20 protein-coding genes and 2 pseudogenes are annotated in these 24,797 nt (G+C 62.9%); 14 read left to right on the top strand and 8 right to left on the bottom strand.

All coding sequences use genetic code 11. The annotated features are described in order from the left end of the window. Window positions 1-211: 211 nt before the first annotated feature. The 3 genes from J2126_RS01165 to J2126_RS01155 are packed head-to-tail and all read left to right on the top strand — an operon-like array spanning window position 212 to window position 4,395. The gene (locus J2126_RS01165; RefSeq protein WP_149578522.1) at window positions 212-1,951 is read left to right on the top strand and encodes a relaxase/mobilization nuclease domain-containing protein; all 1,740 of its coding nucleotides are present in this window, start codon (window positions 212-214) and stop codon (window positions 1,949-1,951) included. A gap of 24 nt (window positions 1,952-1,975) precedes the next feature. Continuing rightward, window positions 1,976-3,955, top strand: a complete 1,980-nt coding sequence (locus J2126_RS01160; protein ID WP_149578521.1) for a conjugal transfer protein TraG — start codon at window positions 1,976-1,978, stop codon at window positions 3,953-3,955. Window positions 3,956-3,960: 5 nt separating this feature from the next. Further along, window positions 3,961-4,395 (top strand): CopG family transcriptional regulator, encoded by a 435-nt coding sequence (locus J2126_RS01155; protein ID WP_149578520.1) that lies wholly within the window; start codon window positions 3,961-3,963, stop codon window positions 4,393-4,395. A 167-nt stretch (window positions 4,396-4,562) separates the two neighbouring features. Here J2126_RS01155 and J2126_RS01150 read toward each other — a convergent pair. The 4 genes and pseudogenes from J2126_RS01150 to J2126_RS01135 form a co-directional block, all read right to left on the bottom strand. Next, a pseudogene (locus tag J2126_RS01150) lies at window positions 4,563-5,622 on the bottom strand (IS3 family transposase). A gap of 232 nt (window positions 5,623-5,854) precedes the next feature. Then, complete coding sequence (locus J2126_RS01145; RefSeq protein WP_209483277.1) at window positions 5,855-6,877, bottom strand: IS110 family transposase; 1,023 nt, start codon at window positions 6,875-6,877, stop codon at window positions 5,855-5,857. A 203-nt stretch (window positions 6,878-7,080) separates the two neighbouring features. After that, window positions 7,081-7,764, bottom strand: a complete 684-nt coding sequence (locus J2126_RS01140) for an HNH endonuclease signature motif containing protein (protein ID WP_232847564.1) — start codon at window positions 7,762-7,764, stop codon at window positions 7,081-7,083. 129 nt (window positions 7,765-7,893) lie between these two features. After that, window positions 7,894-9,174 (bottom strand): DUF6035 family protein, encoded by a 1,281-nt coding sequence (locus J2126_RS01135; RefSeq protein WP_245327172.1) that lies wholly within the window; start codon window positions 9,172-9,174, stop codon window positions 7,894-7,896. Between the two features lie 498 nt (window positions 9,175-9,672). Between J2126_RS01135 and trbB the strand changes: the two genes are divergently transcribed. The 11 genes from trbB to J2126_RS01080 are packed head-to-tail and all read left to right on the top strand — an operon-like array spanning window position 9,673 to window position 19,261. After that, window positions 9,673-10,659, top strand: a complete 987-nt coding sequence (gene trbB / locus J2126_RS01130) for a P-type conjugative transfer ATPase TrbB (protein ID WP_149577673.1) — start codon at window positions 9,673-9,675, stop codon at window positions 10,657-10,659. A 29-nt stretch (window positions 10,660-10,688) separates the two neighbouring features. Continuing rightward, entirely contained in the window at window positions 10,689-10,988 is a 300-nt protein-coding gene (locus tag J2126_RS01125) for a TrbC/VirB2 family protein (RefSeq protein ID WP_041577517.1), read from the top strand. After that, entirely contained in the window at window positions 10,988-11,260 is a 273-nt protein-coding gene (locus J2126_RS01120) for a VirB3 family type IV secretion system protein (RefSeq protein ID WP_012115969.1), read from the top strand. Before J2126_RS01125 ends, J2126_RS01120 begins: the two co-directional genes overlap by 1 nt. Window positions 11,261-11,270: 10 nt before the next feature. After that, on the top strand, window positions 11,271-13,709 hold the full coding sequence (gene trbE, locus J2126_RS01115; protein WP_012115968.1) for a conjugal transfer protein TrbE: 2,439 nt from the start codon (window positions 11,271-11,273) through the stop codon (window positions 13,707-13,709). Then, a complete protein-coding gene (gene trbJ / locus J2126_RS01110) occupies window positions 13,706-14,440 on the top strand; it encodes a P-type conjugative transfer protein TrbJ (RefSeq protein WP_149577672.1) in 735 nt (244 codons plus the stop codon). Before trbE ends, trbJ begins: the two co-directional genes overlap by 4 nt. A 9-nt stretch (window positions 14,441-14,449) precedes the next feature. Continuing rightward, window positions 14,450-14,713, top strand: a complete 264-nt coding sequence (gene trbK-alt, locus J2126_RS01105; protein WP_012115966.1) for a putative entry exclusion protein TrbK-alt — start codon at window positions 14,450-14,452, stop codon at window positions 14,711-14,713. Continuing rightward, a complete protein-coding gene (trbL, locus tag J2126_RS01100) occupies window positions 14,710-15,999 on the top strand; it encodes a P-type conjugative transfer protein TrbL (RefSeq protein WP_012115965.1) in 1,290 nt (429 codons plus the stop codon). Before trbK-alt ends, trbL begins: the two co-directional genes overlap by 4 nt. Then, window positions 15,996-16,685, top strand: a complete 690-nt coding sequence (gene trbF / locus J2126_RS01095) for a conjugal transfer protein TrbF (protein ID WP_012115964.1) — start codon at window positions 15,996-15,998, stop codon at window positions 16,683-16,685. Before trbL ends, trbF begins: the two co-directional genes overlap by 4 nt. Further along, window positions 16,682-17,734, top strand: a complete 1,053-nt coding sequence (gene trbG / locus J2126_RS01090; RefSeq protein ID WP_012115963.1) for a P-type conjugative transfer protein TrbG — start codon at window positions 16,682-16,684, stop codon at window positions 17,732-17,734. The genes trbF and trbG overlap by 4 nt, the downstream gene beginning before the upstream one ends. After that, on the top strand, window positions 17,731-18,975 hold the full coding sequence (locus J2126_RS01085) for a TrbI/VirB10 family protein (protein ID WP_209483273.1): 1,245 nt from the start codon (window positions 17,731-17,733) through the stop codon (window positions 18,973-18,975). Before trbG ends, J2126_RS01085 begins: the two co-directional genes overlap by 4 nt. 1 nt (window position 18,976) lies before the next feature. Further along, on the top strand, window positions 18,977-19,261 hold the full coding sequence (locus J2126_RS01080) for a DUF2274 domain-containing protein (RefSeq protein WP_138397510.1): 285 nt from the start codon (window positions 18,977-18,979) through the stop codon (window positions 19,259-19,261). Here J2126_RS01080 and J2126_RS01075 read toward each other — a convergent pair. The 4 genes and pseudogenes from J2126_RS01075 to J2126_RS01060 all read right to left on the bottom strand — a co-directional run bounded on the left by J2126_RS01075 (window position 19,149) and on the right by J2126_RS01060 (window position 24,457). Next, complete coding sequence (locus tag J2126_RS01075) at window positions 19,149-20,129, bottom strand: LysR family transcriptional regulator (protein ID WP_149577671.1); 981 nt, start codon at window positions 20,127-20,129, stop codon at window positions 19,149-19,151. The two genes, J2126_RS01080 and J2126_RS01075, sit on opposite strands and share 113 nt — an antisense overlap. Window positions 20,130-20,711: 582 nt before the next feature. Continuing rightward, the gene (locus J2126_RS01070; RefSeq protein WP_188079577.1) at window positions 20,712-21,188 is read right to left on the bottom strand and encodes a hypothetical protein; all 477 of its coding nucleotides are present in this window, start codon (window positions 21,186-21,188) and stop codon (window positions 20,712-20,714) included. Window positions 21,189-21,246: 58 nt separating this feature from the next. Next, a pseudogene (locus tag J2126_RS01065) lies at window positions 21,247-23,751 on the bottom strand (heavy metal translocating P-type ATPase). A gap of 61 nt (window positions 23,752-23,812) precedes the next feature. Next, window positions 23,813-24,457 (bottom strand): hypothetical protein, encoded by a 645-nt coding sequence (locus J2126_RS01060; protein ID WP_149577670.1) that lies wholly within the window; start codon window positions 24,455-24,457, stop codon window positions 23,813-23,815. Between the last annotated feature and the right edge of the window lie 340 nt (window positions 24,458-24,797).

Below are 24,797 nucleotides of genomic sequence, written 5' to 3'. Positions count from 1 at the left end.
GGGAAGGATGAACGACGATGTCCGCAAGAGCAGTGGAAATACGACCGATTAGGAGGGCGAGATAAAAGGGCGCAAGGTGCGCTGAGGTCGGGCGGTTGTTTTTGCTTGGGAATTTTGAGCCAAACGCACATTGCGCTGCTGCTCGACAATGTGCATCGAGTACTCAAGTCACTGATCCTGTTGGCCTTCCCCCACCTTGCAGGGGCGCGTCATGACCGATGACCGGGAATTCCGCGTCCGGCCCGGCCGCATCCGCTCGTCCCGTGCCCAGAGGGCCCGTCCCTTCATCGCCCAGGCCCTCGCCGCGGCCCAGAAGGCCGGTGGCCACGTCTCCCGATCCGGCCGCCTCACCTCCGGCACCCGCTCGCACTTCGGCCGCGGGCGGACGGCGAGCATCCAGGCCAACCGCCTGCTCACGGGTCGCTCGCGCGTCGTCGTCATCAAGACCCGCGTGGTGCGCCACACCGCCCGCGCCACACCGCTGATCGCGCATCTCTCCTACCTGCGCCGGGAGGGCGCGACCCAGGACGGGGAGAAGGCCCGCCTGTTCGGGCCGGGCGCCGAGGAGGAAGATGGCCGCGCCTTTGCGGAGCGATGCGCTGACGACCGGCACCATTTCCGCTTGATCGTGTCGCCCGAGGACGCGGCGGATATGGCCGACCTGAGGTCCTTCGCCCGCGACCTCGTGGGCCAGATGGAGACGGACCTCGGCACGAAGCTGGATTGGGTCGGCGTCGACCACTGGAACACGGACAACCCCCACCTGCACATCCTGGTGCGTGGCCAGACCGACGACGGCCAGGACCTCGTCATCTCCCGCGATTACATCAAGGAGGGCATGCGCGCCCGCGCACAGGATCTGGTCACCCAGGAGCTGGGGCCGCACACCGACCTCGACATCCGCCGCGCCATCGAGCGGCAAGTGGAGGCGGAGAGGTGGACGCAGCTCGACCGTCAACTGGTCCGGGACCAGCACGAGACCGGCGTGATCGACGTCGCGCCCCATGCCGATCGCCAGCCGGACGCGTTCCATGCCCTGAAGGTCGGACGACTGCGCAAGCTCGAAACCATCGGACTCGCCGATCAGGTCGGCCCCGGCCAGTGGGTGATCGACGAGAAGGCCGAGGCCACGCTCCGCGCGCTGGGCGAGCGCGGCGACATCATCAAGCGTATGCACCGGGCTCTGACCTCGCAGGGCATCGAGCGCGGTACCGCAAGCTATGTGCTTTCTGGTGAGCACCTCGATGCACCCATCATCGGCCGCCTGGTCGACCGCGGCCTCGACGACGAGCTGAAGGGCACGGCCTATGCCGTGGTCGACGGCGTCGACGGGCGCACCCACCACATCAGGCTGCCCGACCTCGATGCGGCAGGCGATGGCGCTCCCGGCTCCATCGTCGAGCTGAGGAGGTTCGAGGATGCCCACGGCCAACAACGGGCCGCGCTCGCGGTCCGCTCGGACCTCGACATCGAGCGACAGGTCACGGCGGCGGGCGCGACCTGGCTCGACCGGCAGGCGCTCGCCCGCGAGCCCGCCTCCCTCTCCGACAACGGCTTCGGCGGCGATGTGCGGGATGCCATGGACCGCCGTGCCGTACATCTGGTCGCCGAAGGCCTCGCCCAGCGTCAGGGCCAACACATCGTCTTCGCTCGCGACCTCATCGAGACGTTGCGCCGGCAGGAGATAAGCGCACTGGGCGAGCGGCTCGCCGCCGGGAACGGGCAGCCTTTCAAACGTGCCGGGACTGGTGAGTACGTCACCGGCACCTATCGCCAGCGCTTCGCCCTGGCCTCAGGCCGCTTCGCCATGATCGACGACGGCCTCGGCTTCCAGCTCGTGCCCTGGACGCCCTCGCTCGAGAAGCAGCTCGGCAAGCACGTCTCCGGTGTCGCCCGGTCCGATGGTGGCATCGACTGGTCCTTCGGCCGCAAGCGCGGCCTCGGCCTCTGACCTCAAGCGCAAAAGGACCGCCGGATGTCCGCGACCAAGATCCTCTGGGGCCAGATCCTCGCAGTCTTCTCCATCGTGCTCGCCACCACCTGGGGGGCGACGGAATATGTCGCCTGGCGGCTGGGCTTCCAGGACCAACTCGGCTCACCCTGGTTCGTGCTGGGGTACTGGCCCGTCTATCACCCGCCGGCCTTCTTCTGGTGGTGGTATTTCTACGATGCCTATGCGCCGGAGATTTTCACAGAAGGCGCCTTCATCGCGGCCTCGGGCGGGTTCCTGTCCATTGCGATCGCCATCGGCCTGTCGGTCTGGCGGGCCCGGGAGGCGAAGCGGGTCGAGACCTACGGTTCCGCCCGCTGGGCCGAGCCGGACGAGATCCGTTCAGCCGGTCTTCTCGGATCCGACGGGGTAGTGCTCGGCCGCCATGGAGGGGACTATCTGCGCCATGACGGGCCCGAGCACGTCCTGTGCTTCGCGCCCACCCGGTCGGGCAAGGGCGTGGGCCTCGTCGTCCCATCGCTCCTCACCTGGCCAGGCTCTGCCATCGTCCACGACATCAAGGGCGAGAACTGGCAGCTCACCGCCGGCTTCCGGGCACGGCACGGGCGCGTGTTGCTGTTCGACCCCACCAATGTGAAATCGGCCGCTTACAATCCGCTGCTGGAGGTTCGTCGCGGGGAGTGGGAGGTCCGCGACGTCCAGAACATCGCCGATATCCTGGTGGACCCCGAGGGCTCACTGGAAAAGCGCAACCACTGGGAAAAGACCAGCCACGCTCTGCTCGTCGGCGCCATTCTCCATGTGCTCTATGCCGAGCGCGACAAGACCCTCGCCGGCGTCGCCGTCTTCCTCTCCGACCCCAGGCGCCCCATCGAGGCGACGCTCGCCGCCATGATGACGACGCCGCACCTCGGCGAGGCGGGTCCCCATCCGGTGATCGCCAGCGCGGCACGGGAGCTTCTCAACAAGTCCGAGAATGAGCGCTCCGGCGTGCTCTCCACCGCCATGTCCTTCCTCGGGCTCTACCGCGATCCCGTGGTCGCCGAGGTGACCCGGCGCTGCGACTGGCGCATCACCGACCTCGTAGCACGCCGGCAGCCGACCACCCTTTATCTCGTCGTGCCGCCCTCGGACATCAACCGCACCAAGCCGCTCATTCGCCTGATCCTCAACCAGGTCGGGCGCCGCCTCACCGAGGACCTTCAGGCCAAAGCCGGTCGCCACAGGCTCCTCCTGATGCTGGACGAGTTTCCGGCGCTGGGGCGGCTCGACTTCTTCGAGAGCGCCCTCGCGTTCATGGCGGGCTACGAGCTCAAGAGCTTCCTGATCGCTCAGTCGCTGAACCAGATCGAGAAGGCCTATGGCCCGAACAACTCCATCCTCGACAACTGCCATGTGCGGGTGAGCTTTGCCACCAATGACGAGCGCACCGCCAAGCGCGTCTCCGACGCCCTCGGCACCGCCACCGAGATGAAGGCCATGAAGAACTATGCCGGCCACCGGCTGTCGCCCTGGCTCGGTCACCTCATGGTGTCGCGCTCGGAGACGGCACGCCCGCTCCTCACGCCGGGCGAGGTGATGCAGCTTCCGCCCTCCGACGAGATCGTCATGGTCGCAGGCACGCCCCCGATCCGGGCAAAGAAGGCGCGGTACTATGAGGATGAGCGGTTCAAGGAGCGGATCCTCCCGCCGCCGGAGTTTTCGGAACCAAGGGAGCGGAGGGCCGACGACTGGACGATCCTGCCGCTGCCGGTGCCCTCGCAACTGAGCCTCATGGTTGAGGGGACTGACGATGATGACACCACCGGGTCAGAGCGTCGGCGCCAGCCGGAGCTGGCGCGGGTGGCGCCGGTCGAGACCCCTGCGCAACCCCGAAACGAGTTCGAGATCGATCTCGCGGACGAGGGTGAGGACGACGTCGCCCGAAACAGCCGCATGACGCGCGTCATGCAGGGGGTGGCACGTCAGGTCTCGCTCGACCCCCGCGACGGCATGGAGCTGTGACGGCGATGGCCCCACGCAAGAAGAAGGCGCAGATCACTGTCTATCTCGATCCGGACACCATGGCGTTGCTCGCAGATTACGCTGCGCGCCGGGACCAGCCTCAGTCGCTGGTCGCCGAGGCTGCCATCGCGTCGTTCCTGTCCCCGGACGCCACCGAACGACGCGAGGCCGCGATCGCCAAGCGCCTGGATCTACTGGACAGACGGATGACGCGGATGGAGCGCGACGTCGGCATCTCGGTCGAGACGTTGGCCGTGTTCATCCGTTTCTGGCTCACCACGACGCCGGCCCTGCCCGAACCCGCGGCCCAGGCAGCCAGGGCAAAAGCGGGGGAGCGGTATGAAGCGTTTGTCGCGGCACTGGGACGGCGGCTCGCGAAGGGACCGAAGCTCATTCAAGAGGTCACGGAGGACAAGGCCGCTCCCACACCGCGACTATGAGCACAGTGCGCCAGAAGCTGGCCGCATGGTTCTACATATTCCTGCCCCTTTGCTATCCCGCCACTACGCGGAATCCGCCAAAGCCATACGGTATTATGTTACAGGAGCTGACCTGAGCCCCTTTTCTCCTCCGGCTTAGGAGAGAGTCCTAGGTTTCATTTTTGGCCTCAGGCGGCCTGGATTTCCAGTGCGATTGTTGCGGCGAACTCGGCAGGGGATCGATGGCCGAGGGCGGAATGGGGCCTGTTCATATTGTAGTCCTCCTTCCATGCGGCGATGGCGGCACGGGCCTGCGCCAGGCTCGAGAACAGGGTCTCGTTCAGGCATTCGTCCCGGAAGCGGCCGTTGAAGCTCTCGACGAAGCCGTTCTGCATGGGCTTGCCGGGAGCGATGTAGTGCCATTCGACGCCGGTCTGCTGGCACCATTTGAGAATTGCCATCGAAGTCAGCTCCGTGCCGTTGTCGGAAACGATGGTTGCAGGCCTGCCTCGAATGGCGAGCAGCGCGTCGAGCTCGCGCGTCACCCGAAGGCCCGAGAGCGAGGTGTCGGCCACCAGCGCCAGACACTCCCGGCTGAAGTCGTCGACGACGGCCAGCACCCGGAAGCGCCGACCGTCCGTGAAGGCATCCGACACGAAATCGAGGCTCCAGCGGACGTTGACCCGATCCGGCACCAGGATGGGACGCCTCGTGCCGAGCGCTCGCTTGCGTCCCCCACGCCGGCGAACCTGAAGCTTCTCTTCCCGATACAGCCGGCGCAGCTTCTTCTGGTTCATGACGATGCCCTGGCGCCTCAGCATGATGTGGATGCGCCTATAGCCGAAGCGGCGGCGTTCGCCGGCCACGGCCCGCATGGCCTCCCTCAGGGGTGCATCGTCGGGACGCACACTTCGGTAGCGCACGCTGGTGCGATCGACGCCCAGCGCCTGGCACGCCCGACGCTGGCTCACCCCGTGCGCCGCACAGGCATGAGCCACGGCTTTGCGCCTCGCATCGGGCGTCACCATTTTTTGAGCTGACATCCCTCAGGATCGCGTTGTCGAGCATTTGCTCGGCCAGCAGCTTCTTCAGCCGCGTATTCTCCTCCTCAAGCGCCTTCAGCCGCCGGGCATCGGACACGTCCATGCCGCCGTACTTGGCCTTGAACTTGTAAAAGGTCGCCGAGGAGATGCCGTGCTTGCGGCAGACGTCAGCGGTCTTCGCGCCCGCCTCCTGCTCCTTCAGCATCCCGATGATCTGTTTCTGTATTCGGTCCGGTGTCGTCAACCCCGATGATGGCACGTCGCGGGTTCTTTGCTTCTGTCCGTGGTCGAGGATCGCCACATGATGGTGTTCGATGGAATGACCGGTTCAAGCTCTTCGGCGTGCTCGGCCGCGTCAGCGGCTGCGACGACAGATCATGCGAACTCAATCATCCCGCGCCCCGCGACGGGCGTTCAGGGAACCACAGCCGGGTCGATCACGCCGCGGCCGCAGTCCATCGGAATTCCGTGCCGTTCCGCCACATGCTGTGAAGAACGACCGCCATCTTGCGAGCCAGAGCGACCTTCGCCCGCTTACTTCCCTGACGCTGAGCAATGCGCACCGCCCAGGCCTTCATCGGTGACCAGCGTGTGCTCGGTCGCAGGATGACGTTGGCGGCCTCGAACAGCGCAGTTCGCGTCTCCCCGTCGCCCACTTTGGTGATCCGTCCGGTCCGATCGATCTCGCCCGATTGATACCGCCGAGGTGTGAGCCCGAGATAAGCCCCGACGGACCGGGAGCGGGCGAAACGCTCGGGCGCATCGATCGTTGCTCTGAACGTCAGAGCGGAAACCGGCCCGATTCCGGGCATGGTCGTCAACAGGCGGCAGACCGGATCATTCCGGACAGCCTGGACGACCAGGCGATGAAGGCGCTGGTACTCCTGCATCAGTGCGTCCCGGGCTGCCAATAGGGGAGCCATCACCTCAGCCAGGATGGCGTTGTTGCCAACCAGATCTCGGACACGAGAGGCAAATCCGGCCCGCGACACGATGCCGACCTTCAAGCCGAAGGGACGGAGCAATCCGCGAAGTGTCTGCTCCGACGCGGCAATGGAGCGGATCAGGTGCTTGCGCGCCGCCACCAACGTTCGCGCGTGCTGGCTGCCGATGCTCTTCACGTGCACGACCTTGTACCAACCAGCCCTGACCACCTGGGCAATGCCGCGCGCGTCGTTCCGATCGGTCTTGACGGGCATTGCCGACAACGCCGCCTTCACCTGCCGCGCCTCCAGGCTGATGGCGGGAAAACCAAGCTCCGCCAAACCCGCAGTCAGCCATTCCGACATCGGCCCAGCCTCAAGCCCAATCTTCGCAATCCGATCCCGCCAAGGCTGGAGACACTGCGAGATGGCGGACGCCTCCGACGCCACGCTCGCCTCCTTCAGGATTTGACCTTCCCGGTCGATGACACAGACGGCTACGGAGTTCAAAGAGACATCAAGGCCGACGTACACCATGGGGACCTCCCGGCGCTGGGTTCAGGCCCCGATCGTCCTCTTCGCCGCCGAACGCCGCAAACGGCTCAAGAGATCAGGACCGAATACCCCATCTCCTCTGTGAACCGTGAGGCTCGCATCGTCCGTCTCCGTGATCGACGGACTCTACCCAAATCTGGAGGAGGTTCTGGGGCTCAGGTCAGAGCCAAGCTTGGAAAGCCCTCCTATGGCGCGCGCTTGGTCTCTCGTGTGTAATCTTCGAATGTTGAGAATGATCGGTGCCCTTTCACCGAGTTTGACTTGGCGACTCGAGTCTTCCTGATCCGCTCCTGGAGATACACGCAGACCTCGGCGAACCTCTCCATCGCCGTGTCCCGCCAGGAGGAGCGGAACCTGGACTCGATATTCTTCGAAATCACGGCATGGTTGAATTTCGTCGCCCGCGAGGTGTCGGCCGAGGCGAATTGATTGTATTGCCTGATCAGATATTGGACATATCGGCTTGCTTCCTGATCGGCACCGATTGTCCCGGCCGCGGTCTGGAACCTAGGAGCTTTTCCCGAACCCTTGAAATTCAGGGTTCCGGCCACGATTGCGCCAAGGCTACCGATGACCACATTGCCCGTATTGTTTCTGGTCTCAATACGCGACATCGCATTAAGCAGAACCTTGGCAAAGAAACCATCCGTTTCCTGCTTGGGGCGGCCGAGATGTTCTTCCTGGATCGTCTTGATCTCCTCCAAAGTGTCGACCGAATAGAGTCCGGGCTCCGCGTCAATGATCTTATGGTGCCGGCGGCATAGCAGGATCAAATTCGCGAAGGCGTGCCGTGCGTCCTCTGTCTGCGTGCTATCAAACCGAGGGCCACCTGAGCTTTGAGCCCGAATATGGCAGACCTCGCCGGTCACTGTTCCCGTCGCTTCGAATATTCGGGATGAGCATCCCGGAAATGTGCACATGTTTCCCGACATTGCGAACAGTCGTCGGATCGTCTTCTCTGATGGTCCCGGCAATATGCTCTCCCATTCATGCTGTGTTCAAGACGCCGACGCGTTGTCCGCGTCGATGGCGCGTCGCGCAAAAATGTCGGGAAACAGCCTCAGCACGATACGGCCGGTGAGACTTGCCGGATCGTCCTGAGGGGCTGCCAACGCCGTTCTAAGTTTGGTCTGGACACTCCTAGTGCTGAGTGCCTCTTGTCGTCCGCAAAGCTCGGCGAACCGCCGGACAACGCGGGCGAAACGATACCGGGGCTCGACACCGAGGAACGTGTTCAGCAACTCGACGATGTTCTTCTGCTGAGATCCCACTGGCCGGCCGTCCAGCAACGAAAGAAGGCAGTTGATCAGATCGTCAGTGTCCTTAAGCTCACGGCTATCTATATCCGGGGACGTCAGTTGGGCGGCGAGTTCGGCAAGAAGCACCCCGCGCTCGGGCCATTGGGTTCCATGCCCGCCGGTCGCCGCGCGCCATCTCACGAGAAAATCCTCGTTCCAGTGTGGCACTGGCGCGACCGCGAATGCCCGGCCGCTAGATAGCCAGTTTAGCTCCGACAGCTTGACGAGCCTGGAAAGCCATCCGTCGCCGCCTTTCCAAAACACTCGAAGGATTACCTCGCCTATCTGTCGCGACAAACTGACGGTCTCGTCATCCATCGAAAACAGATTCTTATTGTGCGAGTAGAAAATATCCTCGAACGAACTTAGAAGGCGCCCCTCAGTCAACGGAGGCTGGAAATTCCACGTCAGCCACAATAGCCGATAGGCTAGTTCATCGTAGAAATCTTCGCGCTGAACGATGATTGGAATCTGGGTGGCCGCGAGTTGCACCTCCACGACAAGTGGTACACCGCCATAAATGGCTCGAATGTCGGGACGACGTTTCCCGTCCTTCATGATTAAATATTCATCGATGACCACGCTGTCGGGCGCGGTGCGGATATCCAGACGCAGCAGTTCTCCGACAACGGTTTTTATCGCGACCTGGAGCGGGCTCTCCTGCGCACCCTGAAACTGCCTGCGACTGACTTCGTCCACTCCCAATGGGGTGCCAGTCCACCACGGACAATCCTCAGGGGCGCCGGGATGATGCTTCCAGTATGGCTGGCCGGTACGCCCTTCCCTCGGCGCATAGACCGCATATCCGCATTGCCCGCACACATATCGGGACTTTCGATCCAAACGTGCCCGGGTCGCCGATCTCCGGATGACCTGATAGTCGTCCGGATGCAGGCTCAAGAGCTGATCACTCGAGATCGTTTGCATCGAGTCCAGATCGACGACATTTCTAAGCGTTCTCTTCGGTTCGATCTTCCCCATCGCACGGGACCATCTCATTCAAGTTCATGATTTATAAGTGCAATAATCATACGTTAGATGCCAGCCAACCTTCACGTCCACGCCTCGCCCAGGCGAATTGGTTGCTATAAACTTGGAGAATGCGCGAGCCAGGCTCCCTGCAATGTTACGCGAAGCGTTCCGGCTATTGGAGACAATGGGCAGCATTTAGCAACCCGGATGACTTACCAGAATCCCTGCGAGCGGACATGTGCGACAGGTCAATTCCGACCCCCGGCTAGAAACTGGCGGGGGGCATTTTGAACCGCTCCACGTGAATGCCGATTAGGCTCCAACAGCAGCATGCTGCGCTCTCGTCGTCTGCGATGTCCTCTGCTCCGAGTCTTCGGTCCTCAGGTACAATAGCAGCATCCCGCCGTTCTTAAGTATCTGCACGCCAGACCGCGACGGCCGCATTGGCTTGTTGAAACCTCCCAATTTCCGGCTCTTTTAATCATCCCCGGCATGGGCGGGGATGAGATGGCGACTTCACCTCACAGTTCGGAAGGCCTGACACGCGGCGAACGCATGTTGCGCACCGCGCTTGGCCCGATGATCACCCGCCTTCTTGAAGACCCGGCCGTCGTCGAGGTCATGCTCAATCCGGACGGGCGCCTGTGGGTCGACCGGCTGTCCGAGGGGCTTCGCGATACAGGCGAGCGATTAGCCGCCGCCGATGGCGAACGCATCGTCCGCCTCGTTGCGCACCATATCGGCGCCGAGGTCCATGCCGGCGCCCCGCGGGTGTCAGCCGAACTGCCGGGAACGGGAGAGCGGTTCGAAGGCCTGCTCCCGCCCGTCGTGGCCTCCCCGACCTTCGCCATCCGCAAACCGGCCGCCGCCGTCTTCACGCTCGACGACTATGTCGCCGCCGGCATCATGTCTGCGCCGCAGGCCGAAGCCCTGCGCCATGGCGTCGCCTCCCGCGCCAACATCCTGGTCGCCGGCGGCACCTCCACCGGCAAGACCACGCTCACCAACGCGCTGCTCGCCGAGGTGACCAAGACCTCCGAACGCGTCGTCCTCATCGAGGACACACGAGAACTCCAATGCGCAGCCCCCAACCTTGTAGCGATGCGCACCAAGGACGGCGTCGCCTCGCTCTCGGACCTCGTCCGCTCATCGCTGCGCCTGCGGCCGGATCGCATCCCCATCGGCGAGGTCCGAGGTGCCGAAGCCCTTGACCTCCTGAAGGCCTGGGGCACAGGCCACCCTGGGGGCATCGGCACCATCCACGCCGGCAGCGCCATCGGGGCCTTGAGGCGTCTCGAGCAACTCATCCAGGAAGCCGTCGTCACCGTACCTCGGGCCCTGATCGCCGAGACCATCGACCTCATCGCCGTGCTGTCGGGCCGCGGCTCCGCGCCCCGCCTTTCCGAGCTCTCTCACGTCGAAGGTCTCGGGCCCGACGGCGACTACCGCGTCATCCCCATCACCGCTCCATCCGAAGAAGGAACCTCCCTGTGACTTTCACGCTCCCTCCATTCTACCGCCGATTGCTGCAGGCCGTGGCCGGTGCCACCGCCTGCGTGTGTGTTGTCTCCGCGGCCCACGCCTCCGGCTCCTCCATGCCGTGGGAAACGCCGCTGCAGTCGATCCTGGATTCGATCCAGGGGCCAGTCGCCAAGATCATCGCGGTGATCGTCATTATCTCCACCGGCCTCGCGCTCGCCTTCGGCGACACCTCTGGCGGATTCCGGCGGCTGATCCAGATCGTATTCGGCCTCTCCATCGCCTTCGCCGCTTCGAGCTTCTTCCTCTCCTTCTTCTCCTTCAGCGGCGGAGCGCTGGTCTGATGCCGGGCGATATTGGCGGGGTGCCGGGCTTCTCCGTCCCGGTCCATCGGGCCTTGAGCGAGCCGATCCTGCTCGGCGGCGCGCCGCGGGCAATCGCCATCTTCAACGGTACCCTCGCCGGTGCTGTCGGGCTGGGGCTGAGGCTCTGGCTTGTGGGGCTCGCGGTCGGGGCCGTGGGCCATCTCGCCGCCGTCTGGGCCGCCAAGCGCGATCCGCTCTTCGTCGATGTGGTGCGCCGCCATCTGCGCATCCCCGGTCATCTGTCGGTCTGAGGGGCGCACCATGATGAACCTCGCGGAATACCGGCGTCACGCCAGCCGGCTCGCCGACTACCTGCCCTGGGCGGCACTGGTCGGCTCTGGCGTCGTCCTCAACAAGGATGGCAGCGTCCAGCGGACGGCACGCTTCCGTGGGCCGGACCTTGATTCCGCGGTGCCGGCCGAACTGGTGGCGGCGGCGGGTCGCCTCAACAGCGCCTTTCGCCGCCTCGGCTCCGGCTGGGCACTCTTTGTGGAGGCCCAGCGACACCCGGCGGGTGCCTATCCGGCGAGTGTCTTTCCCGATCCCGCCTCCGCGCTGGTCGAAGCCGAGCGCAAGGCCGACTTCGCGGAAGCCGGCAGCCATTTCGAATCCAGCTATTTCCTCACCTTCACCTGGCTGCCGCCGGCGGAGGACGCTGCACGGGCGGAGAGCTGGCTCTATGAAGGCCGCGCGCGTGGTGGCGTCGATCCCTATGAGGCGCTCGGCGCCTTCGTCGACCGCACGGACCGAGTCCTGCGGCTCGTCGAGGCCTTCATGCCCGAGTGCCGCTGGCTCGACGATGCCGAGACCCTCACATATCTGCACGGTTGCGTCTCGACCAAGCGCCAGCGGGTCCGCGTTCCCGAGACGCCCATGTATCTCGACGCCCTGCTGGCAGACCAGCCGCTCACCGGCGGGCTCGAGCCGATGCTGGGGTCCGAGCATCTACGCGTCCTCACCATCGTCGGCTTCCCGACGGCGACGACGCCGGGGATCCTCGACGACCTCAACCGGCTCGCCTTTCCCTATCGCTGGTCCACCCGCGCCATTCTCCTCGACAAAACCGACGCCACCCGGCTCCTCACCAGGATCCGCCGGCAGTGGTTCGCCAAGCGCAAGTCCATCGCCGCCATCCTGAAGGAGGTGATGACCAACGAGGCCTCGGTACTGGTGGATTCAGATGCCGCCAACAAGGCGGTGGATGCCGACCTCGCTTTGCAGGAGCTCGGCGCCGACCATGCCGGCATCGCCTATCTTACCGCGACGGTGACCGTCTGGGACGCCGATCCCCGCATCGCTGACGAGAAGCTCCGGCTGGTGGAGAAGGCAATCCAGGGCCGGGACTTCACGGCCATGGTCGAGACGATCAATGCCGTGGATGCCTGGCTCGGCAGCTTGCCGGGGCACGTCTACGCCAATGTCCGCCAACCGCCCATTTCCACCCTCAACCTCGCCCATATGATCCCGCTGTCGGCGGTGTGGGCGGGCGAGGCACAGGACGCGCATTTCGGCGGGCCGCCGTTGTTCTACGGCAAGACCGAGGGGGCGACCCCGTTCCGTTTTTCCCTCCACGTTGGCGATGTGGGCCACACCCTCGTGATCGGGCCGACGGGCGCCGGCAAGTCGGTGCTGCTGGCGCTGATGGCATTGCAGTTCCGGCGCTACGCTGGATCCCAGGTGTTCGCTTTCGACTTCGGCGGCAGCATCCGGGCGGCCGCCCTCGCCATGGGCGGCGACTGGCACGACCTCGGCGGGAGCCTGTCCGATGGGAGCGAGGACAGCGTCGCGCTCCAGCCTCTTTCCCGTGTGGATGATCTCGCCGAACGCTCATGGGCCGCCGACTGGATCACGGCGATCCTCTCCCGCGAGGGCGTTTCCATCGCCCCGGAGGTGAAGGAGCACATCTGGTCGACCCTCACCTCCCTTGCCTCCGCTCCCGTCGAGGAACGGACCCTCACCGGCCTCGCCGTCCTGCTCCAGTCCAACGATCTCAAACAGGCGCTACGCCCCTATTGTATCGGTGGCGCCCATGGCCGGCTGCTCGATGCCGAGGCGGAGCACCTGGGGCAGGCCTTCGTCCAGGCCTTCGAGACCGAAGGGCTGATCGGCACCACCGCGGCACCGGCCGTGCTGTCCTATCTGTTCCACCGCATCGAGGACCGGCTCAACGGGTCTCCGACCCTCATCATCATCGATGAGGGATGGCTCGCCCTTGATGACCAGGGCTTTGCCGGCCAGCTCCGCGAGTGGCTTAAGACGCTGCGGAAGAAGAACGCCAGCGTCGTCTTCGCCACGCAGTCCCTCTCCGACATCGACGGCTCGGCCATCGCCCCGGCCATCATCGAGAGCTGCCAGACGCGGCTGCTGCTCCCCAACGAGCGGGCCGTCGAGCCCCAGATCACCGCCATCTACCGGCGCTTCGGCCTCAACGACCGGCAGATCGAGATCCTCGCACGGGCCACCCCGAAGCGGGACTATTACTGCCAGTCCCGACGCGGCAGCCGCCTGTTCGAGCTCGGGCTGTCGCAGGTGGCGCTCGCCTTGTGCGCCGCCGGGTCCAAGACCGATCAGGCTGCGCTCTCGCTGATCCTCGCCGAGCATGGGCGCGATGGTTTCCTCGCCGCCTGGCTACGGCATCGGGGCCTCGGCTGGGCCGCCGACCTCATCCCCACCCTCGACCTTCTGGAGACACGCTCATGATCCGCCTGATGCTGCGGGCGGCGCTCGTCGCTGCGCCGCTCCTCATGTGCCCTCTCGCGCCGGCCGCGGCACAGGCCGTGGTCTTTGACCCCTCCAACTATGCCCAGAACGTCCTCCAGGCGGCGCGGGCCTTGCAGCAGGTCACCAACCAGATCACCTCGCTTCAGAATGAAGCACAGATGCTGATCAACCAGGCCCGCAACCTCGCAAGCCTGCCGTATTCCTCCCTCAGCGCGCTCCAGCAATCCGCCCAGCAGACCCAGCAGTTGCTCGGGCAGGCGCAGAAGATCGCTTATGACGTCGGCGCCATCGACCGGGCGTTCCAAGGTCAGTACGGCTCGGTTTCCCTGAGCACCTCGGACGCTGCTCTTGTCACCCAGGCTAAGACCCGCTGGGAGACCACGGTCGCCGGTCTTCAGGATGCGCTGCGGGTGCAGGCGGGCGTCGTCGGCAATCTCGACATTGGCCGGACCCAGGCCTCAACACTGGTCGGCCAGAGCCAGGCGGCGACCGGCGCGTTGCAGGCCATGCAGGCAGGGAACCAGCTCCAGGCGCTCCAGGCGCAGCAGCTCTCCGATCTCACCGCGGTGGTGGTCGCCAATGGCCGGGCGCAGGCGCTGTCCGAAGCTGAGCGTGCCACGGCGGTGTCTGAGGGGCAGGAGCACTACCGGCGCTTCTCCACCCGGTCGAGCTACCAGTCCTCCGCCGTCACCATGTTCCGCGGCAATTGAGGGGCGGCCATGGATCAGGGCACTGCACTCAGGACCCTCGTCGTCGCCGGCCTTGTGGGCGCGGTGATCGCAGCCCTCGCCATCGCCTCAGGCAGGCCTCACGAGCCGACTGTCACTATCAGCAGCGTGAAGGCAGGGAACGTCTCCTCGGCCGACCTCAAGAGCTGCGCCACGCTGGAGATGGCCAATCCCATCGATCCGCGCTGCGCCGCGCTCTGGGAGGCGAACCGCCGCCGCTTCTTCGGCAAGCCCGTGGAAGGAGCAACGCCATGAACGACGTGGGCGTCATCGACACCTTCCTCAACACCTTCACCAGCTACATCGATTCCGGCTTCGGCCTGATCAAGGGCGAGGTGACGGGCCTCTCCTCCATCCTGATCGCACTCGACATCACGCTCGCCGGCCTGTTCTGGGCCTGGGGCGCCGACGAGGACGTGATGCGCCGGCTGGTGCGCAAAACCCTCGCCATCGGCTTCTTCGCCTGGATCATCGGCAACTTCAACTCGCTCTCGAAGATCGTGTTCGAGAGCTTCGCCGGGCTCGGCCTCAAGGCCGGCGGCTCCGCCATCAGCACGGCGGAATTCCTGCGGCCGGGGCGACTTGCGGAAGTGGGGCTCACCGCCGCCCAGCCGCTGCTCGACGCCGCAAGCCAGCTCGCCGGGCCGGTGGCGATCTTCGTCAATGCCGTGCAGATCGCCGTGCTGCTGGTCTCCTGGCTGCTGATCCTGATCGCCTTCTTCATCCTGGCGGTGCAGCTCTTCGTCACCCTCATCGAGTTCAAGCTGACGACGCTCGCCGGCTTTGTGCTCATCCCCTTCGCTTTCTTCGGCAAGACCGCGTTCCTCGCCGAGAAGGTGCTCGGCAACATCGTGGCGTCGGGCGTGAAGGTGATGGTGCTCGCTGTCATCATCGGCATCGGCTCGGGGCTCTTCTCCCAGTTCACCACCTCCTACGGCGATGCCCAGCCCACCATCAGCCAGGCGCTAGCCGCGGTGCTGGCCGCGCTCGCGCTCCTCGGGCTCGGCATCTTCGGGCCGGGAATCGCCACGGGACTGATCACGGGCGCGCCGCAGCTCGGCGCCGGAGCCGCCGTGGGTACGGGCCTTGCCGCCGGCGGCATGGCACTCGCCGGAGCCGGCGCCGCGGGCCTTGCCGTGCGTGGAGCCGGTGCCGTGTTCTCGGGAGCCGCCGCTGCGGCGCGTGCGGGCGCGAGCCTCGCCGGGGGTGCTGCATCCGCCTACAGCGCGGGAGCCGCTGGCCAGTCCGGCCTTTCCGGTGTCGGGAGCGGTTTGGGTGGCGTGGCGAGAGCAGCCGGCGCGGCCGCGACATCTCCCTTGCAGCGCTCGGCCGACACATCAGGCGAAGCGGCGGCCAGCAGCTCCGGCCCAGCCCCGTCGAGCAACCCGGCCTCCTCCGGCGATGCCCCCGATTGGGCCCGGCGCATGCGCCGCTCCCAGCAGGTCGCCCACGGCATCCAGACCGCGACCCATGCCGTCCGATCCGGCGACAGCCATGGCGGCGGGTCGTCCATCTCCCTCTCCGAAAGCGATCGCCCATGACCCCCTTCAAGCGCCCGTCGGTCCATTACGGCCGCTCCCCCGAGCCTGAGACGCCGTATCAGCGCGCGGCCCAGGTCTGGGATGACCGCATCGGCTCGGCCCGGGTCCAGGCGAAGAACTGGCGCCTCATGGCCTTCGGCTGCCTCGCCCTGTCGGCCGGCCTCTCCTGCGCCCTGGCGTGGCAGGCCCTGAGCGGCTCGGTGGTTCCGTGGGTGGTTCAGGTGGACAAGCTCGGTCAGGCGCAGGCGGTCGCGCCGGCCGCCTCGGACTATCGCCCCTCCGATCCCCAGATCGCCTTCCACCTCGCCCGCTTCATTGAAGAGGTCCGCAGCATCTCTGCCGATCCCGTGATCGTCCGCCAGAACTGGCTCAGGGCCTACGCCTACACGACCCTGGCCGGAGCAATCGCCCTCAACGACTATGCCCGCGCCAATGATCCTTTCGCCCGGGTCGGCAAGCAGCAGGTGGCGGTGGAGGTCTCCAGCGTGATCCGGGCCTCGCCGGACTCCTTCCGCATCGCCTGGACCGAGCGCCGCTTCCAGGACGGCAGCCTCGCCGACACCTCCCGCTGGAGCGCCATCCTCACCGTCGCGGTGCAGGCGCCGCGGGATGCGGATCGGCTCCGGGCCAATCCGCTGGGGATCTACGTCAACGCCATCAACTGGTCGAAGGAACTCGCACAATGATGCCTGCCATCCGCACATCCGGGAGGCCGGCTTTCCGCGTCCTCTCCTTTCCGTCTTTCCGGAAGTCCGGCTTGCCGCTTCTCCTGCTTTGCACATCGGCCCTGGCGGGCTGCGCCACCTTCGAGAAGCCCCCGGAGATCGAATATGACGATGCCCCGCCCGCCGTCTTCAAGGCTGAGCCGCCGGGGCCGGTGCGCATCGTTGAGCTGCCGAAGCCCTTGCCGCTGCCCGGCCAGCTGAAGCCGGTGGGCAAGGACGGCAAGGCCGAGCCCGAGTCCGCGGACCCGACGGCCCGAGTGAACCAGGCCAATGCTGCCGCGCGCGTTCAGCCGGTGCGCAACGGCTTCATCAACTCCATGCAGGTCTATCCCTTCGTGGATGGCGCGCTCTATCAGGTCTACGCTTCGCCCGGTCAGATCACCGACGTCGCCCTGCAACCCGGCGAGCAACTGGTGGGCACGGGGCCGGTCGCTGCCGGCGACACGGTGCGCTGGATCATCGGCGACACCGAGAGCGGGGCGGGCGGGGCAAAGCAAGTCCACATCCTGGTGAAACCGACACGGCCGGACCTCACCACCAACCTCGTCATCAACACCAATTTGCGCACCTACCACATGGAGCTGCGCTCCACCGAGAAGACCTACATGGCCTCGGTCTCCTGGCAATATCCCCAAGACCAGCTCATCGCCCTCAGGCGCCAGAACGCGGAAGCGCAGGCGGTGCAGCCCGTCGCCACGGGCATCGACCTGGCAAAGGTGAACTTCCGCTACGAGGTGAGCGGCGACCGGGCACCGTGGCGGCCGCTGCGCGCCTTCGATGATGGGCAGCAGGTCTTCATCGAGTTTCCCCGCGGGATCGCCCATGGCGAGATGCCGCCGCTGTTCGTGGTCGGGCCGCAAGGCGACACCTCCGAACTCGTGAACTATCGCGTGCGCGGCACCTATATGATCGTGGACCGGCTCTTCGCAGCCGCCGAGCTGCGCTTCGGCGCCGACAAGGACCAGAAGCGCGTGCGCATCTCCCGCACCGACGGGAGGCCGGTCCTATGAGCGGCATCGAACCCGGGAAGGAGACAGGGCCGGAGCTGAGCGGTGATGACGGCGCTCGGCCACTGACGGGGGAGACTGTGTCGGCCATGCGGCTGCGGCCGGAACCGCCGCGGGTGACCCGCCTGTCCCGAAAGGTATTAGCCGGGCTGGGGCTCGTTGCCGGCCTTGGGATCGGCGGGGCGCTGATCTACGCCCTGCAAGCGCGAAAGGACCACGGACACGGCCAGGAACTCTACGCCACCGACGTCAATGCGACGCCGGACGGGCTCGCCGGCCTACCCAAGGATTACACCGGCATCCCCAAGCTCGGGCCTCCGCTGCCCGGCGACCTCGGCCGGCCGATCCTCAATGCGCAGACGGCAGTGCAGCCGACGGTGCCGACAATGGGAGGCATGCCAAATCCCGCCTTGAGCCCCGAGGAGCAACGCCAGCAGCGGGAAAGCGAAGACGCCCGGACCGGACGGCTGTTCGCTCAGACCAATACCCGGTCGGCAAGCCCGGCGGTGACCCAGCAGGCGGGAGTCACTTCAGCGTCAGCGGCGCCGGCCGCCGATCTCACCAGCCTCGGCCTTGCGCCGCAGGCGGCGACGCCGACGGCCCAGGAGCGCCAGCTTGCCTTCCTGAGCCAGGCCGTGGACCGGCGCACCGTGTCGCCCGACCGCGTGGCGGCTCCTGCCTCCGCCAACATCCTGCAGGCCGGCGCCGTCATCCCCGCGGCGCTGATCACCGGCATCCGCTCGGACCTGCCGGGCCAGATCACCGCCCAGGTGACCGAGAATGTCCACGATAGCCCGACCGGGCGGATCCTCCTGATCCCCCAGGGCACCCGCATCATTGGCCAGTATGACAATGGCGTCGGCTTCGGGCAGCGCCGGGTGCTCCTCGTCTGGAACCGCCTGATCTTCCCCAATGGCCGGTCCATCGTGCTGGAGCGCCAGACCGGAGCCGACGCGGAAGGCTACGCTGGCCTTGAGGATGGCATCGACTACCATTGGGGCGAGCTGTTCAAGGCGGCGGTGCTCTCGACCATCCTCAGCGTCGGGGCGAGCGCAGGAACGTCCGGCAGCGATAGCGACCTCGTGAGTGCTTTGCGGGAAGGCGCATCCGACAGCATCAGCCAGACCGGCCGGCAGCTCGTCCAGCGCCAGCTCAACATTGCGCCGACCCTCACGATCCGGCCGGGATTCCCGGTGCGGATCATCGTCACGCGCGACCTCGTTCTTGAATCCTATGGAGGTTGAAATGCCGAAGCTGAAGCTCAGCGAGATCCTCGACGACAAGCCGGTGAAGGTGACCGTGGAACTGCCAGCGAAGCTGCACCGCGATCTTGTCGCCTATGCGCAGGTGCTGGGTGGCGAGACGGGGAATCCGATCACCGATCCCGTCAGGCTGATCGCGCCCATGCTGGAGCGCTTCATCGCGACAGATCGCGTTTTCGCGAAGGCTCGGCAAGCACCCCATCCAGATCCTGCACGGGGGATGACGTCTGGGGTGCTGAAGAGCGAGCCATCGATCGAGCAAGGCTGAGCAATGTCCGAAACGCGGGATTGTCGTTTTTCGGCGACCATGCAGCATAGAACTGGAGCACCTCGCCGCGCAGAGAACGATAGATAACGCCGGGGACCTTGACCAAATTTTCGGATTCTATGACCAACGTTATTCCGCGGCCGGACGCGACGAGATTGAGAAGCTTATATCGCCCAACCCGCTGAGCCTCGACACGGGGCTCGCATTCGACTTCCCGGATTTTGCGAATGACATAGTCTTGGATTCTCATCCCAGCCGCAGTGTCTCGGATAAGAATTTTTTCAGAACTGAGATCTCGCCATGTCAACGCGTCCTCGGTGGAAAGCGGATGGCCTTCGGGCAATGCCACAAGAACCTGTTCCGACCAAAGATAAGTTGTATCGCATTCCGGCCAATCGCCCAATCCGATGACAAAAGCAATATCAAGCTGAAATTTCCGAATGGAGTTGATGTGATCGTGTGCTTCGCCGTCGACGAAATCGATATGAACAGATCCATATTTTGCGTCATATTCTCGAAATAAGTCCGACAAAAAACCCGATGAAAGTGAAGAAAATAGTCCCACTTTGACGTATCCGTCCTCGGCACGACCAATGGCGGCCACCTCCGCCGCCGCGTCGCGAATGTGGTCCAACGCATGGCGGACCCGATGCAGGAAGCGTTGTCCGGCTATGGTCAGGTTGATCCCCCCGGGGTGTCGCAAGAACAGGGAGGCCCCGACCTGATCCTCGATGTCCCGGATCCGCCGACTAACGGAGGACTCCTGCACACCGAGTGCCGCTGCTGCCTTCCGAAAGCTTCCATATTCGGAAGCAGCGATTAAATACCTGAGGTAGCGGATTTCAATTTCCGTACTGTTATTCGACATTGGAAACGTTCTCCATTTCAATAACGGCATATAATTCAGTATGAATTACATGATATCACAAATATTACGCATCAAATGTTTGTATTTTATGTGCAAGTATGCGAAATATTAAAATTATATCGTCGGATTATAACGTACATTAATGCATAACTTTTACATAATACATCATATTTTTGAGATATTTTACCATCAGTAACTTGGACATTAGAGATTAGATCGAGAGAGGGCGCGGCCATTTCATAAAATAGATGATTTAGACCAAACCATGCTAATGAAAGTCTCCTTCTAAGTAAGCTCGTTGTCTGTTCGCGCCCAACGACCTTCTTCCGCTATTCCAAGCGACGGAATTGTCACCATTAAGCTGGATTCACATCGCCCGCCTCAAATTTCATGCCACACTTATGAAATGTTAGATAGAAATTGATAGTATAATTTTTGATAATATAAACGACATAGGAATGAAAATTTAGGAACCGTGATTTGTGCCATCTGCTGCGCCAAGTCGAATTTGTTATCACTAAAATTAGCTATATATTTCAACAAATCAGATAAATTTATGTTATTTATGAAGAATTATACATATCAAAAATCCTTTCTTATTATAGGAATATTTCCATCTAATTTACGAATTGTCATCTGAAGGCGAGATGTAACTGTGCGGAAAAACATTCCACTTTGTTGACATTTTTTAAAATTATCGTCTGTCTTAATTTTAAGCGCTTCTCCCGCTGCTTGTCCAATGGAGCTCATTTCAAGCCATGCCTTGTCAACATCGATGCCGACTGATCTAGCAGCAGCATCCGCCGCACGCAGAACCTGCTGCGCCTCGGATAAAGTAACTGTCGGCTTGAAATTAGGTTCAGATTGATCATTATATGCTTCTAAACATCCCCTAATCGCGAAATACATACCATACATAAACTTCAAATGACTAACGGCTTGCCCTCTCAAATCGGAAATAGTAGAATTAGTTGACTGTTCAACCTCTGAAAAGGCAGAGTCTGTAAAAGACACACAAATTATAATCCAAGCAAATATTGCAATTGACGTTTTCTTCATGTCATATTCCCGCACCGAGCTGTTTTTGATAGGTTGCGATTCTACATTCACTATCACGTCATGCCTGCCCATCGCGGTAGCCAAGCAAACGTAGTGCATTGAACACTACCACCAGCGTGGACCCCTCGTGCGCCGCCACGGCCGGGCCGATGCCGAGGCCAAATATCGTCGCCGGAACCAGCAACGCCACCACACCCAAGCTTATGAACACGTTCTGAAGGATGATGAAGCGCGTGCGGCGGCTTAGTCCGACCGCGAACGGCAAATGTCGCAGGTCATCCGCCATGAGTGCGACGTCTGCGGTCTCTAGCGCCACATCGGAACCCGCGGCTCCCATAGCGATGCCGACCGTGGCGTTCGCCATGGCCGGCGCATCATTGACCCCATCGCCGACCATCGCAACCTTGGCTTCCTTCCTCAGCTTTTGAATCGCCGCAACTTTGTCCTCGGGGAGCAGGTCGCCCCAAGCTTCGTCTAGTCCTAAATCTTTGGCGATGGCGTCGGCCACCTTCTGGTGATCGCCCGAGATCATGAGCATCCGAGTGATGCCAAGATCGCGCAGCCGCTTGAGCGCGTCGCGAGCGGCAGCCCGCGGAGTGTCCATAAGGCCGATGGCTCCGAGATCTCGCTCACCAATCCGCACAGCCATCGTAGTGCGCCCGGCGTCCCGCAGCTTCGCGATCGACGCCTTCACAGCTGGATTCAGCTGGGTAATGCCGTCTTGCCCAAACATCTCGGCCTTCCCGAGCCAGACCGGCTGCCCGGCAAATGTAGCGACCACGCCTCGCCCGGTGAGGCTTTTGAGTTCAGTCGCCTCCTCTATTTCTCGTCCTCCCAGCCGGGCTCGCCCGTCGCGAACGATTGCGGCGGCTAGCGGGTGATCGCTGAGCGCCTCTACCGCAACCGCTACTGAGAGGAGCTCATGTTCCGGAACCCCGTCGGCCGGCAAGACGTCGGTGATACGCGGTTTGCCCTCCGTCAGCGTTCCCGTCTTGTCGAATGCGATAGCGCTCAGCGAGCCCAGATTCTCCAGTGGCGCGCCGCCCTTCACCAGCACGCCGCCACGTGCCGCTCGCGCGACGCCTGACAACACCGCGCTCGGTGTAGCGATGGCTAAAGCGCACGGGCTTGCGGCGACCAGTACCGCCATGGCGCGATAGAAGCTTGAGCTGAATGGCTCGTCCACCACCACCCAGGCGAACAGAAGGAGGATCGCGAGCGCCAGTACCACGGGCACGAAGATACGTTCGAACGTCTCAGTGAACCGCTGGGTCGGTGATTTCTGCGTTTCCGCCTCGCTCACCATTTTCACGACCTTTGCCAGCGCCGTGTCGCTCGACAAGCGCGTCGCCTCCACCTCAATGGCGCCGGCACCGTTGATTGTTCCCGCAAAGACCCGCGAGGCAGAGCCAACCGTGTCGGGCCGCGCCCGTGCCTCAGCAACGTCGTCAACCGGGCGCTTGTCCACCGGGATACTCTCGCCGGTGACAGGAGCCTGATCGATGGCGGAGGAGCCCTTCACCAGGAAGCCGTCGGCAGGTAGACGCTCGTTAGGGCGGACCAGCACCACGTCGCCGATCACAAGTTCCTCCACGGGAACCTCCAAGGTGCCATCAGCGCGGCGCACCGTGGCCGTGCGTGGAGCGAGCTTGGCCAGGGCCTCGATCGCCTGCTTGGCGCGGCCCATGGCATAGTGTTCCAATGCGTGGCCTAGGCTGAACAGGAAGAGCAGCAGCGCGCCTTCCGCCCATGCGCCAAGCGAAGCCGCGCCCGCAGCCGCTACCAGCATCAGCGTATCGATCTCGAACCTGCGCAGGCGCAGATTGTCTATCGCTTCGCGGACCGTGTAGAAGCCGCCAAAGAAATATGCTCCAACGAAACACACGATAGGCAGCCAGCCGGGTGCGGCCGGTAATAGCTTCTCGATGGCAAAACCGACGACGAGCAGCGCGCCGCAGGCAAGAGAGAAGATTAGCTCAGTGTTCGGTCCGAGGATCCTGCCATGGGCATGATCGTGCTCCCCTTTTCCGTCCTTATGTTCTGACCTGGCATGCGTAAACATGACTGACCGATGATCATATCAAGCGTGAGAGGGCAGCCTATCCAGCCGTAGCGCGGCCGCATCCCTCGCGGCGATAGCCCCCATTTGAACGAGGGCGTTTCGGATTTCCTGCTCTGTTACCGCCTCGCGGTCGAATTCGACGCGTACGAGACCAGATGCACTGGCTTCGGCCTCCAATACCCCGGAAAGCTTACGCAGTTTCTCGGCAACGGTGCGCGCACGCCGTTCATGGGTGATCCCTTCCACCTGCCAAATCGCGTGACCGAACCGCTCGGTAATCTGCGCGCCAACGCTTTGGGCAAGTTCCCGGATGCGAGGTAAGCCGATTACCGTCGGGTCATAGTGGAGGCAGAGCTGCGCCGACTCGCCGCCAGCGACGTGCACATACTCAATGCCCGCGCGCTCCTGAAGCTCCGAAACGAGCCGACTCACACAGGAGTCTACAGCGTCGGGCACGTTTGGCAGAAGGATTGGAATGTCCAGTCGAAGCTTCTCGATCATCTTTGTAAGCTCCCCAGATTCACCAGCATCGCCCAACCCGACATCTGACAATAAAGACACCTTAGGGTTTTAATTCTGACTTGGATCTATCGCCGCCCTTCTTGGCTGCAGCAATGATTGCAACGAATTCATCGTGTCTTCCATCATGGTCGCGGACGTATTCGGCAATCTCGACTGCCGCGGACTGTTCGCACCACTCTACGATACGTGCTTGCTCACGATCTCGGTCGAATTCATAAAGTTGCCGAATTGCCTGCAGCGCACCCGCTCGCGCCATGTCAGCTGAACGGCGGACTACAAAGATCGATTGGTCAGCGGGCAACTCACCAACCACCTCTTGGCGTATATGATAGGTCAATCGAGATATATCACCATATTTTCCTGACGACCTCTCGGTTACATCTGGTATAAACTGAGAGCAATATATTGTAATATTCTGTATAAAAAAAGATCTAGTCAATATTGTTTCCAATATTTCGTTTCCATTAGCGAATCTGATATCGATGCATAACATATAAATACATGCGACAAATGCACATATAGATAATTTTTCTTTCACTATTTGTATCATTGCGTTAGTCCCAAGCTCGCATGCATTGATCATATTGAATTTTGCAATGAGTAAGCTCGTGCGGCCTGAAAGACCTATTTTTGTCGTAACATGAAGATTTATTCTTTGCACAAAACAATTTATGCTCTCCGACATTTGAATGTTCACAGCCTATTGCCGACGTTTGTGAAGTTTGCGCAGGCAGATAAAATGGGGTGAATTGCGTGCCCGCGGCGAAAGCCGCTCCGATGCAAATGCTATTTAACGCGATGCAAATGCACGCTGTAAAAATCGCCTTATTCATGATTTTACCTCCAAAAATTGGAATTTAAATGGATGAAGAGGGGCGAATATTCGTCCCTCTTCCTTCTTAATGACTCGGCTTAGCGCACCGCGCGATCGTTAAGCCACGGCGAGGGCGAGGGAATGAAGGTCCCTGGGGTAGGCGCCTGAGGGCGGCTCATCTGCACCTTAGGCGAGCCGCTCGTTGTCCCAG

The sequence above is a fragment of the Xanthobacter flavus genome, from assembly GCF_017875275.1.
Taxonomy (GTDB): Bacteria; Pseudomonadota; Alphaproteobacteria; order Rhizobiales; family Xanthobacteraceae; genus Xanthobacter; species Xanthobacter flavus_A.
Note: the sequence above shows the minus strand (reverse complement) of the source record. Positions and strands in the feature narration are given on the sequence as shown.

Excerpts from the sequence above, each read along its gene's own strand:
- trbE (WP_012115968.1), top strand. The coding sequence starts at position 11,271 with ATGATGAACCTCGCGGAATACCGGCGTCACGCCAGCCGGCTCGCCGAC.
- trbF (WP_012115964.1), top strand. The coding sequence starts at position 15,996 with ATGACCCCCTTCAAGCGCCCGTCGGTCCATTACGGCCGCTCCCCCGAG.
- J2126_RS01135 (WP_245327172.1), bottom strand. The coding sequence starts at position 9,174 with ATGGGGAAGATCGAACCGAAGAGAACGCTTAGAAATGTCGTCGATCTG.
- J2126_RS01160 (WP_149578521.1), top strand. The coding sequence starts at position 1,976 with ATGTCCGCGACCAAGATCCTCTGGGGCCAGATCCTCGCAGTCTTCTCC.
- trbK-alt (WP_012115966.1), top strand. The coding sequence starts at position 14,450 with ATGGATCAGGGCACTGCACTCAGGACCCTCGTCGTCGCCGGCCTTGTG.
- J2126_RS01070 (WP_188079577.1), bottom strand. The coding sequence starts at position 21,188 with ATGAAGAAAACGTCAATTGCAATATTTGCTTGGATTATAATTTGTGTG.
- J2126_RS01145 (WP_209483277.1), bottom strand. The coding sequence starts at position 6,877 with ATGGTGTACGTCGGCCTTGATGTCTCTTTGAACTCCGTAGCCGTCTGT.
- trbG (WP_012115963.1), top strand. The coding sequence starts at position 16,682 with ATGATGCCTGCCATCCGCACATCCGGGAGGCCGGCTTTCCGCGTCCTC.
- J2126_RS01120 (WP_012115969.1), top strand. The coding sequence starts at position 10,988 with ATGCCGGGCGATATTGGCGGGGTGCCGGGCTTCTCCGTCCCGGTCCAT.
- J2126_RS01085 (WP_209483273.1), top strand. The coding sequence starts at position 17,731 with ATGAGCGGCATCGAACCCGGGAAGGAGACAGGGCCGGAGCTGAGCGGT.
- J2126_RS01075 (WP_149577671.1), bottom strand. The coding sequence starts at position 20,129 with ATGTCGAATAACAGTACGGAAATTGAAATCCGCTACCTCAGGTATTTA.
- J2126_RS01155 (WP_149578520.1), top strand. The coding sequence starts at position 3,961 with ATGGCCCCACGCAAGAAGAAGGCGCAGATCACTGTCTATCTCGATCCG.
- trbB (WP_149577673.1), top strand. The coding sequence starts at position 9,673 with ATGGCGACTTCACCTCACAGTTCGGAAGGCCTGACACGCGGCGAACGC.
- trbJ (WP_149577672.1), top strand. The coding sequence starts at position 13,706 with ATGATCCGCCTGATGCTGCGGGCGGCGCTCGTCGCTGCGCCGCTCCTC.
- J2126_RS01165 (WP_149578522.1), top strand. The coding sequence starts at position 212 with ATGACCGATGACCGGGAATTCCGCGTCCGGCCCGGCCGCATCCGCTCG.
- trbL (WP_012115965.1), top strand. The coding sequence starts at position 14,710 with ATGAACGACGTGGGCGTCATCGACACCTTCCTCAACACCTTCACCAGC.
- J2126_RS01080 (WP_138397510.1), top strand. The coding sequence starts at position 18,977 with ATGCCGAAGCTGAAGCTCAGCGAGATCCTCGACGACAAGCCGGTGAAG.
- J2126_RS01060 (WP_149577670.1), bottom strand. The coding sequence starts at position 24,457 with ATGTCGGAGAGCATAAATTGTTTTGTGCAAAGAATAAATCTTCATGTT.